This window comes from Fibrobacter sp., assembly GCF_017545445.1.
Taxonomy (GTDB): domain Bacteria; phylum Fibrobacterota; class Fibrobacteria; order Fibrobacterales; family Fibrobacteraceae; genus Fibrobacter.
In genome coordinates, this window is record NZ_JAFWOM010000027.1 from 47,490 (window position 1) to 61,495 (window position 14,006).

Annotated in this window: 10 protein-coding genes; all 10 read left to right on the forward strand. The window is 36.4% G+C overall.

The window, feature by feature from the left end; translation table 11 throughout:
* Window positions 1-70: 70 nt before the first annotated feature.
* The 10 genes from IKG78_RS03270 (at window position 71) to IKG78_RS03315 (ending at window position 14,006) form a co-directional block, all read left to right on the forward strand.
* Window positions 71-454, forward strand: a complete 384-nt coding sequence (locus IKG78_RS03270; protein ID WP_173802324.1) for a GxxExxY protein — start codon at window positions 71-73, stop codon at window positions 452-454.
* Window positions 455-648: 194 nt separating this feature from the next.
* The gene (locus IKG78_RS03275; protein WP_290939224.1) at window positions 649-2,301 is read left to right on the forward strand and encodes a class I SAM-dependent DNA methyltransferase; all 1,653 of its coding nucleotides are present in this window, start codon (window positions 649-651) and stop codon (window positions 2,299-2,301) included.
* Window positions 2,302-2,407: 106 nt separating this feature from the next.
* Window positions 2,408-3,319, forward strand: coding sequence for an Abi family protein (locus IKG78_RS03280; protein ID WP_290939227.1), 912 nt, complete (start codon window positions 2,408-2,410; stop codon window positions 3,317-3,319).
* Between the two features lie 473 nt (window positions 3,320-3,792).
* Window positions 3,793-4,176, forward strand: a complete 384-nt coding sequence (locus IKG78_RS03285) for a GxxExxY protein (protein WP_100425349.1) — start codon at window positions 3,793-3,795, stop codon at window positions 4,174-4,176.
* Between the two features lie 66 nt (window positions 4,177-4,242).
* Complete coding sequence (locus IKG78_RS03290; protein WP_290939233.1) at window positions 4,243-5,568, forward strand: restriction endonuclease subunit S; 1,326 nt, start codon at window positions 4,243-4,245, stop codon at window positions 5,566-5,568.
* Between the two features lie 14 nt (window positions 5,569-5,582).
* Window positions 5,583-9,287, forward strand: a complete 3,705-nt coding sequence (locus IKG78_RS03295) for an ATP-binding protein (RefSeq protein WP_290939236.1) — start codon at window positions 5,583-5,585, stop codon at window positions 9,285-9,287.
* Window positions 9,288-9,307: 20 nt separating this feature from the next.
* Window positions 9,308-11,146, forward strand: a complete 1,839-nt coding sequence (locus tag IKG78_RS03300; protein ID WP_290939239.1) for a hypothetical protein — start codon at window positions 9,308-9,310, stop codon at window positions 11,144-11,146.
* A gap of 4 nt (window positions 11,147-11,150) precedes the next feature.
* The gene (locus IKG78_RS03305) at window positions 11,151-12,170 is read left to right on the forward strand and encodes a hypothetical protein (protein WP_290939242.1); all 1,020 of its coding nucleotides are present in this window, start codon (window positions 11,151-11,153) and stop codon (window positions 12,168-12,170) included.
* 6 nt (window positions 12,171-12,176) lie between these two features.
* Window positions 12,177-13,277, forward strand: coding sequence for a three-Cys-motif partner protein TcmP (gene tcmP / locus IKG78_RS03310; RefSeq protein WP_290939245.1), 1,101 nt, complete (start codon window positions 12,177-12,179; stop codon window positions 13,275-13,277).
* Window positions 13,278-14,006 (forward strand): phage Gp37/Gp68 family protein, encoded by a 729-nt coding sequence (locus tag IKG78_RS03315; protein ID WP_290939248.1) that lies wholly within the window; start codon window positions 13,278-13,280, stop codon window positions 14,004-14,006.

The window sequence follows — 14,006 nt, forward strand, 5'->3', positions numbered from 1 at the left end:
CTGCAAGCAGCCCTGCAACACTCGCCTTACGCATTTGTCGATTTTCCTAACGGAAAATCAAGGAAAAAGTATGATAATTAACGAGAATGAAACGGGAAATATAATAAAGGCATGTTTTGAAGTCCATAATGAATTGGGTCATGGATTTCTTGAAGCCGTATATCAAGAAGCTTTGGAAGAAGAATTTAAATTGCAAGGCATCCCGTATGAGAGGGAAAAACTGCTCCCTGTATTTTACAAAGGAAAGGCTCTTAAGAAAGAGTATTATGCGGATTTTATCTGCTATGATAAAATAATTGTTGAATTAAAATCTGTGAGTGTTTTGTCTAAACCACATAAGGCTCAGGTGCTAAATTATTTGAATGCAGCAAAAAAGGATATCGGATTGTTGGTAAATTTTGGCGAAACATCGTTAAAATGGGAAAGGATAACGAATTTTAAAAAGGAAAATTAATCAGGAAAATAGATAGTTATAATGATGCCACACGGATTCGATTTTCCTAACGGAAAATCAAGGAGAAAAAATGGGAATGAAAGTGATAAATGCAGAATTAAGTGTTTTTATTAAAACCAAGAAATTGCGTTAGCAATTTCCAATCCGTGTGGCAACCAAAAGAGATTTTCTATACTAGATTTTAGGAACTAAAGATGAACATCAAAGACAAGACCATTGCCCTTATTGACTCTCTCAAGGCCACTTGCCAAACATACGGTATGGGCAATGACGGCAACGAATACAAGATTATCACCCAGGTGTTTTTGTACAAGTTTATGGCCGACAAATTCGGCTACGAACTCAAAAAAATTAACGACCCTTGCCTGAAGGCACTCAAAAAATCCGACAAGTGGGAAGAGGAATACGCGAAACTCTCCAAGGCCGACCGTGAAAAGGTGAGCCTCTTCTTGCCGCCCGAAGTCCCGGTGTTCAAGCCCGACTACCTGATTGCAAACCTCTGGAACAAGCAGGCCAAGGGCGATTTCGACGTCATCTTTGACGAGACCATGGTCGCCATCGCAAAGGACAACCTGGACGTATTCTACACCAAGACCGCGCAAGAGACGAAAATCCCCATCTTCGAAAAGCTCACCATCTTCGTGACCGACGACGCCCAGCGTGCAAACTTCGCCCGCGCCCTTGTCGATAAACTCGTGAACTTCAGCTTCGAAGACGCCTTCGCCGAACACTACGACTTTTTCTCGGACATCTTTGAATACCTGCTCAAGGACTACAACACCGCAGGCGGCGGCAAGTACGCCGAATATTACACCCCCAAGGCCATCGCAAAGATCATGGCCCGCCTCTTGGTGGGCGACAACGCCGACCTGCACAACGTAGAATGCTACGACCCCAGCGCAGGTACCGGCACCTTGCTCATGGCGCTTAGCCACCAGATAGGCGAAGACCGCTGCACCATCTTTGCACAAGACATCTCGCAGCGCAGTAACAAAATGCTCAAGCTGAACCTGCTGTTGAACGGACTCGTTTCGAGCCTCGATCACGCCGTGCAGGGCGACACCCTCCTGGAACCCTACCACAAGAGCGACGACGGCAAGAGCCTCAAGCAGTTCGATTACGTGGTGAGCAATCCACCCTTCAAGATGGACTTCAGCGACACCCGCGACGACATCGAAAAGAAATGGAACGCCCGTTTCTGGGCAGGCGTGCCGAAAGTCCCGAATAAGAAAAAGGAGAGCATGGCCATCTACACCTGCTTTATCCAGCACGTGGTGAACAGCATCAAGGCAGGCGGCAAGGGCGCCATCGTAATCCCCACCGGGTTCATCACCGCGAAATCCGGCATCGAGCACAAAATCCTCGAACGCATCGTTGACGAACACATCGTCTATGGCGTGGTGAGCATGCCGAGCAACGTATTCGCGAACACCGGCACCAACGTGAGCGTGCTCTTCTTCGACAAAACCCGCAAAAAGACCGACAACGACAAAGTCACACTCGTTGACGCAAGCAAACTCGGCAAGGAATACAAAGACGCGAACGGCCTCAAGAAAGTCCGCCTCGAAGACGACGAAATCGAGAAAATCGTGACCACCTTCCGCAAGGCGAAAGCCGTCGAGGACTTTAGCGTAGTCGTGAGCTACAGCGAAGTCAAGGAAAAAGGCTACAGCCTGAGCGCCGGCCAGTATTTCGACATCAAGATTGATTATGTGGACATAACCGCCGACGAATTCAACGCCCAGATGAAAGCCGACACCGAAGAACTCGCCGCCATGTTCGCCGAAAGCCACAAACTCGAGCGTGAAATACAGAAACAGTTGAGCAACTTGAAATTTGTAAAGTAAAATCTTGACATTAGGCCTTTTATTATGTATATTTATGAACAAGAAAACCCTGCACGCCTCTTTGCAATGCGCAACCAGCGGGGTTCTTTTTTTAGGGGAGGGGTAGGTGCCGCTAAGTGTTTACAATAAACCTCCCTTGTCGTTGCAGGATCAGGCGAGACTTTTGATTTCCAGAGGACTTCAAGGAATTACGGAGTCGGAACTTGTACAGGTCCTTTCAAATATCAGTTATTACCGCCTGCGTGGATATACATATCCATATCAGAATAATGCCGTGCCGGGGAGCCCATTCCTTACTGGGGTCTGTTGGGCTTATATCAAGAACGATTACGAGTTTGATGTGGGTCTAAGGACCATTGTTTCGGAAGCTTTATCTTACATTGAAATAGCTGTTCGCACACAGATGGAATATCATCTTTCGTTATCCCATGGATCGCGCTGGTATGAAGATTCGGCCCTGTGCAATAGCCAGAATATTTTCCGGGACAACTTGGACGAACTGCGTAAGCACTGGAACCGTTCGCGGGAGGTTTTCAAGGAGCATTATCTAAACAAATATGATTCCTCTGTTTCGCCGCCTGCATGGATGATTTTTGAAACGACCACTTTTGGTACGGTATCAAAGACCTTCTCTAACCTCAAAAACAACATTCCCGCCAAAACCGCCGTGGCCCAATATTTTGGATTCAGCCGCAATACCATGCGTGTCCTGGTAAGCTGGTTCCAGCATTTAAACCTTGTCCGTAACATTTGTGCCCATTATTCGCGACTTTTCACTAGAAGTTTTATCGTGCGGCCGATGATACCGATTCACAGGCCTACAAAATGGGTTGATAGCATTCCACGGCAGGACCGGATTTATTTTTCTTTGTGTATCATTACAAAGTTGTTGGATAGTTGTGCGCCAAATTATCAGTTCAAGGAAAAATTGAAAGAACTGATGAAAAAAGTTCGTCGTGATCAGCTGCCGTCATTGGGATTCCCAGAGAACTGGCGAGAACAGGATTTATTTACATAAAGAGGAAATTGAAGTTATTGATGCCACACGGATTGTACAAAGTACCAAATGCTAGGCTCGGTTATAGGTCTGCAAGCAGCCCTGCGACGCTCGCCTTACGCATTTGTCGATTTTCCTAACGGAAAATCTTTGTAGAAATCATAAGGGATGTGTCATTCTGAGCGAAACGAAGTGAAGTCGATAAACGAAACTTGACAACTTGTTGGTTTAGTTGAGTTATCCCCTTTGGGGAAGAATCTAGGAAAAAAGAAAGATGAACTATTTGAATGGATATACAAAGGGGGAAGTCTCCCCCTCGCTCCAGCCCCGTCTAAGGTCCCTGAGCCTGCCGAAGGGCCGGGCTTCCGCTACCCCTTCTAGCGGGGGCACCCCGCAACGCCCCGATAACGCCACACGGATTGTTCAAGGAACCAAATGCTAGTCTATAATGCCACACGGATTCGATTTTCCTAACGGAAAATCAAGGAAAATGTATGATAATTAACGAGAACGAAACGGGAAACATAATAAAGGCTTGTTTTGAAGTCCATAATGAACTAGGTCATGGATTCCTTGAAGCCGTATATCAAGAAGCCTTGGAAGAAGAGTTTAAAATGCAAGGTATCCCGTATGAGAGAGAAAAACTGCTCCCTGTATTTTATAAGGGAAAACCGCTGAAGAAAGAATACTATGCGGATTTCATCTGTTATGACAAAATAATCGTTGAACTAAAATCAGTGAGTGTATTGTCGAAACCGCACAAAGCTCAAGTATTGAATTATCTGAATGCTGCAAAAAAAGATGTTGGATTGTTGGTGAACTTTGGGGAAACCTCGTTAAAATGGGAACGTATAACGAATTTCAAAAAGGAAAATTAACCAAGAAATTGCGTTAGCAATTTCGAATCCGTGTGGCAAAGAAAAAGAATCTTGGTGAACTTGAATATGGAAATGATATTAGACGAAAGACGAGAGACGAAAGACGAAAAAGTTAGCGGTATGGGAATGTACAAGCTAGGAGACTTGTGCAGTGATGTTGTTGATTGCCCTCATTCCACACCAGAATGGAAAAACGAAGGAATTCGTGTCATTAGAAATTTCAATATTGTTAATGGCTCTTTAGATTTTTCAAATGGGTTCTTTGTTGATGAAGAAACTTTTGAAAAAAGAACACAAAGAGCATGTCCTGAATTTGAAGATTTAGTGATATCAAGAGAAGCCCCAATGGGAGCTGTTTGTATGATTCCAAAAAATCTAAAATGTTGCTTGGGACAAAGATTGGTTCTTCTAAAGGTTAATAAAGATGTTGCAGATTCAAACTATATATTGTTTGCTATTCAAAGTCAATTTGTTCAAAAGCAGATTCAGATTATTGATCAAACAGGCTCTATTGTTAGTAATTTAAATATTCCGGATTTAAAGTCTTTGCTGATTCCTTTGCCTCCTTTATCAGAGCAAAAGAAAATCGCTTCCGTTCTTTCCGCATTAGACGACAAAATCGCCCTGAACAAAAAGATGAACCAGAAACTCGAAGCAATGGCAAAACGCCTATACGACTACTGGTTCGTCCAATACGACTTCCCCGACAAAAACGGCCACCCCTACAAAACCACCGGCGGCCCCATGACCTACAACGAAACCCTCAAACGTGAAATCCCTGTAGGGTGGGACGTTGCTCCTATATCTGAATTTATTGAAAAGAATTTTAATGGAGAATGGGGAAAAGAAGATGCTTCCGAAGATGACATTCGTGTACACTGTGTTCGTGGAGCTGATATCGTTGATATGGTAGATATGCCCGTCCGTTATATTTCAACAAAAAAGAAAGATCGTATTCTGAATCCAAATGACATCATTGTTGAAATATCTGGAGGTAGCCCAACGCAATCTACGGGAAGAGCAACTTTTGTAACGCGGAATACATTAAATCGTTTTGATTCTCCCATGACGTGCTCAAATTTCTGTCAAATTATTCGATTGAAAGATGCCAAATGCGCTTCTTATTTCTTTGAAATGTGGCAGAAATTCTATGCAAGTGATATTTTCTTCAACTTTGAAGGAAAGACAAGCGGTATAAAGAATTTTCAAACAGATTCTTTTATAGCGACTCCTTGGGCTCATCCACCAAAAGAGTTGATGTATAAATTTGATGAAATGTATCAATCATTCATGAAAAAGAAAGAAAGGTTGATTGCTGAAAATCAAAAACTCACCGCCCTCCGCGACAAACTCCTCCCACTCCTCATGAACGGCCAAGTAGTGGTACATTGAAAAAGGTACAATATATGTCTATTTTAACTATACTGAATTCAATACCAAAAATTATACCTATAATATTGGATTTTCGGAAAATTTTTTCATTAGATGTTTTAAAAAGAAAACTTGATGATAGTATTTTCAAGTTAGGCCCTCGTTATACGCCTGAATTGCATGTGAATTTGCCAATTGAAGAAAATTTTAAAATGTTAGCTAAAGATGAAGATAGCCTTAGCTGTATGTTTCCCTATTTTAAGGGATTTAGTGAAAAAAGCAATGGTGTAGGATTGGTTGGAAATTCTCAATACGATAACTTAGTTGATAATTTTAAACAAAGTGTAGATTTTATAGCGAATTTTTATTTTTCTTTTGAAAAAAATAGAAGAAAGCCTGTTGATCTTGATTCTTTAAAAAACGAAATCGAAAAAGCCAACAAAATGTTGGTGAATATTTATATGTGTGGATTGAACCTAAAAAAACAAACGGTACCAAAAGAAATCAAAAATCAGATACAATATAATGAAGTAAAAATAAATGATGCTGGAAACGAATTAAGGAAACTGCAGAAATTTTTTAATGAATCAGGGCGTTTCATACAAAATCAAATAATGTTAATTGTAGGTAAAGCTGGTTCTGGCAAATCGCATTTGCTTGCTGATATAGCTACGAAAAGACTTCAGTGTAAAAAATGGACTTGTCTTTTTTTGGGGAATACCTTTGAAAGGGGAAGTCTTTGGAAACAATTTTTAGAAAAGATGTCGGTAAAATGGGATGAGATAATCTTTTTGCGTTGCCTTAATCTATATGGTTGGTTAAAGCGTTGTCGATGTTTGATTTTTATAGACGCGTTAAATGAATGTGATGTTCCGAATTTCTGGGCGCAAAATTTGGAAATGTTTCTGAACGATATTCGCAAATATCCCAATGTTGGGGTTGTTTTAAGTGTTCGTTCAGAATATAAAGATTATGTTATATCTGAGCGGGTACAATCTTTACTTTGCCTTGTTACGCATAAAGGATTTAACACGGCTTCTTTTGAGGCTGTTAAACACTTTTTTGAATATTATGAAATAAATCTTCCAAATACGCCCATGCTGAATCCTGAATTTTCTAACCCTTTATTTTTAAAACTTTTTTGTGAATTGTTAAAAAAAAGAGGATTGCACGAAATTCCTAGTGGGTTCAATAGTCTTCTTGATATTTTCAAAAACTATATTGAAGATGTTAATGAAAGAATTTCAAGAAAATATAATATAGATCCTTCACTGTATTTAATAAGAACATCTATAGAAAATATTGCTTTAGAAATGTTGAAACAAAAAAAAGAACTGATATCTAGCGAATGCGCTCTCAAATCACTAGATGAATCATTCTGTAGTTCAGGAATTAGAGCTGTAGATATTTTTAGTGAATTAGTGTCTGAGGGAATTCTAATAAAATCTTATGATAAAGAAAAAAAAGTAAGTATATTGTTTGCTTATGAAAGATATTATGATTTATTGGTCGCGAAAGCTTTGCTCGGAACAGAACATAATCCTGAAAATATTAAATTAATGTTTAAAGATGGTGGTTCATTGCATGAGTATGTTACATCTGAATTTGGTTTTTTCAATTATGTTGGGCTTTTGAATGCGTGGGCAATTCTTTTACCAGATAATTATGATTTGGAACTTTTCGAAATAATTGCGGATGAAGATATCATAGCAACGCAAGAGCCTTTTATTGAAGGGCTGTTGTGGCGTAAGAAAATAGATATAAGAAAAATTCATAATTACATAATTACATATATTTTGCCAGAAAAATATTATAAAAATAAATGGCTAGACACGCTTCTACTTTTGTGCTCAAAGCCAGAATGTGCATTAAATAGCGATTATCTCCATGAATATTTATTCCCATTAAGTATGGGAAACCGGGATGCTGAATGGTCTATTTTTATAAGTACACAAGATGACTCTGATATAAATAATGTTAAACGAATAATTGATTGGACTTGGCATAATGATGATTTAGAATTATTATCTGATGAATCAACTCGGTTATTAGGCCAAATGTTGATTTGGTTTTTGACATCAATGAATAGAGAAGTACGAGATGAATCATCAGCAGCTCTTGTAAATTTGCTGAAAAATAAAATAGATGTTTTGATTTTCTTGTTAGATAAGTTTAAGAATGTGAATGATCCATATGTTTTGCAGAGAATGTACGCAGTTGCTTTTGGATGTGTGACAAATAATTTTAATAGGGAAAGTATAAAAAGTTTGTGCGAATGTGTATATAAAAATATTTTTGAATCTGCAAATGTTGTTCCTGATATTTTATTACGTGATTATGCAATGAATACAATTGAATATGGGAAATATTTAGGTATAAAATTTGATTTTGACATAAGGAAAATTTATCCACCATATAGAAGTGTAATGCCGACGCATTTCCCCACAAATAGTGATGTTGATGCAAACTTGATTCCTTATGGAAAAAAGGTTGTTAGTTCTCCAGAATATGCAATAAATATAATTCTACATTCCATGACAACAGAATATGGTCGAGGAACATCGCATTATGGAGATTTTGGAAGATATGTTTGGGATAGTGCTTTTGATGATTGGAATATTGATACCAATTTATTGAGTAATTACGCCATAATGTGGATTCTAAAAGATAGTGGGTATGACTATAATATTCACGGTGAATTTGATATGAGTGTGTCTCATGGCGAACGTTTTGGAAATATATGTGAACGGATAGGAAAAAAATATCAGTGGATTGCTTTCTATGATTTGCTTGCAAGAGTGTCTGATAATTGCCAAATGAAAAAAGGTTCGTATAAGGGGAGCTTTGAACCCTTTGTAAGAGATTTTGATCCGACAACTATAAAAAAATCTATTTATAGTGCAGATGAATCTTTTTATTCTAGCATAATGAAAAAATTTCATTGGAATCAAAAAAATAGAAAATGGATTGCAAAAAAGAATAACTTTCCTTCTGTAGGAAAATTTCTTTTTGAAAAAGATGCTGATAACGTAGAATGGATAATTTTGAACAAGTCAATGCATTTAAAACAATCAGATCGATTAAATGGAATGTTCAAGCCAAAGAAGGATTTCTTTTGTAGTGTAAACAGTTATATTATGACAGATAACGATTTTAATTCGTTTAAGAGTTGGGCGAAAAAACAAAATTTTTATGGAAGATTATTGCCAGAAAGCCATCAATGTTACAAGGTTTATTCTAGAGAGTACTGTTGGTCTAAAGCTTATGAAGCTGAATATGGTGATGATTATGATTGGGCTACGATTAGCGATTTGAAGAAGAAAGATGTTGCCGTGGTTGCATTGACAAACTACTATTATTATTGGGAAAATGAATACGATCATTCAAAAAGAAGTCTTTTTTCATTTATAAGACCTTCAAAAGAATTATGCAAATTAATGGGCTTGCGTCAAGGAATTAAAGATGGCGAATTTGTTGATGAATCTGGTCTTGTTGTTTGCAAAAATCCTTCTGTAAACGAAAAACACCCCTCATGTTTGATGGTTAGGAAAAAAGAATTTTTAAACGCCCTGAAAAATAATGGACTTAAAATTGCGTGGACAATTCTTGGTGAAAAACGAATAGATTCCTTAAAAAACGAAGATGATTATACATGGATGACATTATCGGGAATTGGGTATATGAGATGTGGTAAACCTACTGTAAAAATGAATCATTTTATGAATCGAGTAAGTTCGTGAAAAGATAAGGAAGAAAATTTATGAAAAAATATATTTCTTTTTGGATTGACAAATATATTCCATTAGACGAATTTGACTCTAGTGGTCCATGCTTATTTGAAAATTTCTTGGTCAATCTTTCATCTGAATATTATGTTCAAAAGGATGAACAACAACTTGTATTTACAATAAATAAAAGTATTTGCAAAAAGGAAGGGTATAATCCTTCATCATTTTTTTCGGAAAATATTTCTGATATGAAAGTATTTATCGGTGACAATGGTGCTGGTAAAACGCAGCTTTTAAAAAAAATAGCGAGGATTGCTGCTGGATATAATGAGTGCAAAGAGAAATATGTACTGCTATGTGTAGACGATGAAAATAAAGAGTATGGTTATATTACAAATATTGAATCCGAAATAAAATGCGTTATAGCTGAAAATACATTTGATGGATATAGTGGAAAACGTTATGATTTGGCAGATACTTCTGAAGAGTCTTTACTTGGAGGTTTGTATGTGTATTATTCGCCTATTTTCAATGATGTGGATTATAGATTGGAAACAATGTCTTATACACCTATGTCATTGAATTTGAAAAATATTTCAACAGATGCTTTGATGGCCTATGATGTGAGTAGTTTAACAATTCTTCACGAAGAGTTGGACAAAAAATATAAAGATTGTGATCGTCTTAGTGCATATCTTAAAATGGAGCATCAGAGGCTTAACGATTTTTTAATCGAAAATGGTGAATATTTTTCAACATTTTTTAATGTTCCAAATCAATTAGTTTTTAAACCAATGCTAGAAAATGTTTTGGCATGTACAAATGTACTTGTGTCTCGCAATGAGGATGCCTTTATAAATTTACATTTTGTTTACGAATTGCAAAATGAAGATAAAATTAAAGAGTTTAAATCTTTAGACGATGTTGCAAAACAAAAAATTCTAGAGCAATCAAGAATAGAAATAGTAAATCAGTTTAACTCGTTAAGTTTGGATGAAAAATTTCGCTATTCCTTGTTGTTGAATTATTATTGTCATGATAAATTTGAATCTGAAGATGTGTTGAATGAATTGACTGGCTTTAAGGAAGTTCGTGATTTGGAATTATGGAAGCGATCTTTCCCTGTTGAATTGCAGAAAGTAATCGAAGAAATTCTTAGCGAATGTAGAAAAATAGGTATTTTACAAAAAAATGGTTATGAATTTAATGCTGAACGAAATAAGGAGCCGTTGAAAAAAATCAATCAATTGTATAACAGTCTTTTACTTGATACGCCATTCTTTGAATTTTCATTACCTAGGCCATTAAGTTCGGGAGAAAGATATCTCCTAAAATTCTATTATCGGTTGTATTCTGCGTTGAAAAATGAACGTTTTGAAAATTTATATTTGTTTATTGATGAGGCGGATACGTGCCAGCATCCGAGCTGGCAATATCATTGGATTGAGAGATTTGTTTTAGGTTTAAAAAAGATAAGTGATTCACTTAGACAAAATGGATATATATTAAAAGATTTATCTTGCCAGATTTTTTTAACAACGCATTCTCCATTTGTTCTTACGGAGTTACTGCGTGATAACGTTGTCTTTTTGAAAAGGGTGTATAACGAAGAGAATGGTTTTTGGCAAAATGTGGAAGTTAGGGATTATTTGGTAGAAGATAAACCATCAACATTCTTTGCTGGCAATATGTTTGATATATTAAATTCTGGTTTTTTTGTAGAAAATACAATAGGAAATTTTGCTGAAAATAAAATAAAAGAATGTATTGATTTGATAAAAAAGAGGGAAAAGAGAGATTATGTAAATATGTTGATATCGCAAATAGGTGACCCTATATTAAAAGAGCTTGTTTCTAATCTAAGAGATTGATATTATGATGCACATAGATATTTCTCCGAATATAAGTACGATTAAATCTAAACACCTTGCGTTTATTGCCGCAAGAAGAATTTCAGTAAAAAAAGGCAGAACAAAAAATAGAGAGATGTCCTTAGTTGCAAAACTAGATGTTTTTGAAAAAAAATATAAAAATAGATATTCAAAATTTCCTTCCAAATTATCCAAGGAATTTTTGAAAGATTTGGATGATGTTGTTGTTGGAAATTTTTCTCGTCTTGAAGAGTTGAAATTAAAATACGATTGTTTGCATATCAGCAAGTCAATTTTGTCAAAAAGAAAGCATAATAAATACGAAAAATTCCTAATTAGTATGGGGAAAGAAATTTTGGAATTTATGGGTTATGATTCATTTTGCGAAGATAGTGCAAATTGGTGCTCTAGAAAATTTATTGATTTGTTGAAGGTGTCTACTTGTCCATATTGCAATGCTCAATATATATATGTATCTTCAAATAATGAAGGAATTAAACCGCAAATAGATCATTTTTTCCCAAAAGCAGAAAATCCCATTTTTTCTTGCTCAGTTTATAATATGGTCCCATCTTGTTATAATTGCAATCATTTGAAGGCGGATAAAGAATGGCCCTTGTTTAATCCATATGTTTGCGGGTTTGATAATAACGCTGTATTTCGTATTACTGTCAAGGATAAAGAACAGGATGATATTGATAAAATTATTTTAAGAAAAAATTTTTATGGAAATATTAAATTGTTCTTAAAAGTGGATTGTGAAGGTGTTGAAAAAATTAAAATAAATCATGCGAGAATGGCTTTTAAATTAGATGAATCATATAATTGTTTTCAGGCAGAACTAGTCGATTTAATAAAAAGACTTCAAAAATGTAATAAAATTAAAGGTGAAAATATCTCTAAAATATTAGGCTCAAAAGAGGAAATCAAAAGTTTACTTTTAGGAATCCCGCTAGGTGCAGAAACGAAAAACTATCTTTTTAAAAAGTTAAAAGAGGATTTTTGGAAGAAATTTTACAAATAGGTTTGTATGCATGAATTCTTTGACAAATTTAACGATTCAACCAAGGCAAAGCTTGGTATTTATAAGGCCTATATAACAAAATACCTTAAGGTGTTGAGTAAGGCCTATAAGCAAACGTGGAATACAAAGAATTCCGTCTATATAGCAGATTTATTCGCTGGTCCTGGACAAGACGAAATGGGAAATCCTGGAAGTCCCATGATTTTATTGGACTATCTTTCTCAAACATATTTGGATGACTTGCAAGTAAAAATTTGCTTTAACGAAATGAATCCTGAAAAATGCCAAAAGCTCAATCAACTTGTATATGAACATAAGGCTCCCAAACAATCCTGGGTAGAGGTGAATGTTCAAAATCAGGACTATTCGGAGTTACTTCCTAAAATAATTGCAAAACACAAAAATCATAATTATTTCAAGAGATTCTTCTTTATAGATCCTTTCGGTTATAAGGGCATTCATTTGGATGACATAAAGGCTATTTTGAATGATAGAAATACGGAACTTTTGCTCTTTTTGCCTGTATCCTTTATTTATCGTTTTAAAAGTAAGGACGAAGATTATAAAGCTATAAGAATGTTCTTAGATGATTTTATATCTGTACCAAATCCATCTATGATAGGAAGTGATGTTGCCTTTGTTCGCAGCATTCTTGATACGCTTCGAGAAAAGTTGGGCTTATTTGTTGATAGTTTTATCATTCAAGACAATTCTGGTAAAGGACATAATTGTTTGATTTATTTTTCCAATAACCGCAAAGGTCTGGAAAAATTTGTCGAAACGAAATGGGAAATTGATGGAGAAGAGGGAACTGGTTATGAAAGGAATAAAAATGATCAAGTTTCTTTCTTGGAATCTTTTTTCAGAGACTCTCTTGAAGATAAGTTGATGTTTTATTTAAAGACTGGTTCTAAAACGAATATAGAGGTCCGTAATTTTTGTTATGAACATGGCTCTCTGCCTAAACATGGTAATGCGGCATTGAGAAAATTTGTAGAACAAGGAAAGATTCAAGTTTGTGCATGCGACGAATCTAAAAAATTAAGAAAGAATGCGTTCTACCTTGACGATGATAAAACCGAAAAAATTTATATCAAGGCTATCTAGATGAAGACTACAAAAATTGAATGGACTGATCAGACTTGGAATCCGGTTACAGGGTGTGACCGTTTATCTGAAGGCTGTGCAAATTGTTATGCGGCAACAATGTCTTTGCGTTTGCAGAATATGGGGCTTGATAAGTATAAAAATGGTTTTGATGTTACAGTACACGAAGAATCATTAGATGAGCCTCTTCATTGGCGTTCACCCAGCAATATCTTTGTATGTTCCATGAGCGACTTGTTTAATGAAAAGGTTCCGTTTACTTTTATTGACGAGGTTTTCAAAACAATCAAAAAGGCAACGAACCATCGTTTTCAAATACTAACAAAAAGAGCGGAACGAATGGAGGAGTATTTTAAAACTCGAAGTGTGCCGGATAATGCATGGATTGGAGTGACCGTTGAAAATGCCGCTCGTAAAAATCGTATAGCAGTATTACGTAAGATAAACGCAAAAGTTCGCTTTCTTTCATGTGAGCCGTTGCTGAGTGATCTTGGTAAGATAAATCTTGATGGTATTCACTGGGTTATTGTCGGTGGCGAAAGCGGCCCTAAGGCGAGACCGATGCAAAAGGCATGGGTTGAAAATATCCAGAGGCAGGCTTTGGAACAGAAAGTTGCATTTTTCTTTAAACAGTGGGGAACATGGGGCGTTGACGGCGTTCGCCGTTCTAAAAAGGCAAACGGAAAGTTGTTAAACGGGAAAATTTACCAAGCGATGCCGAAAGGGTAG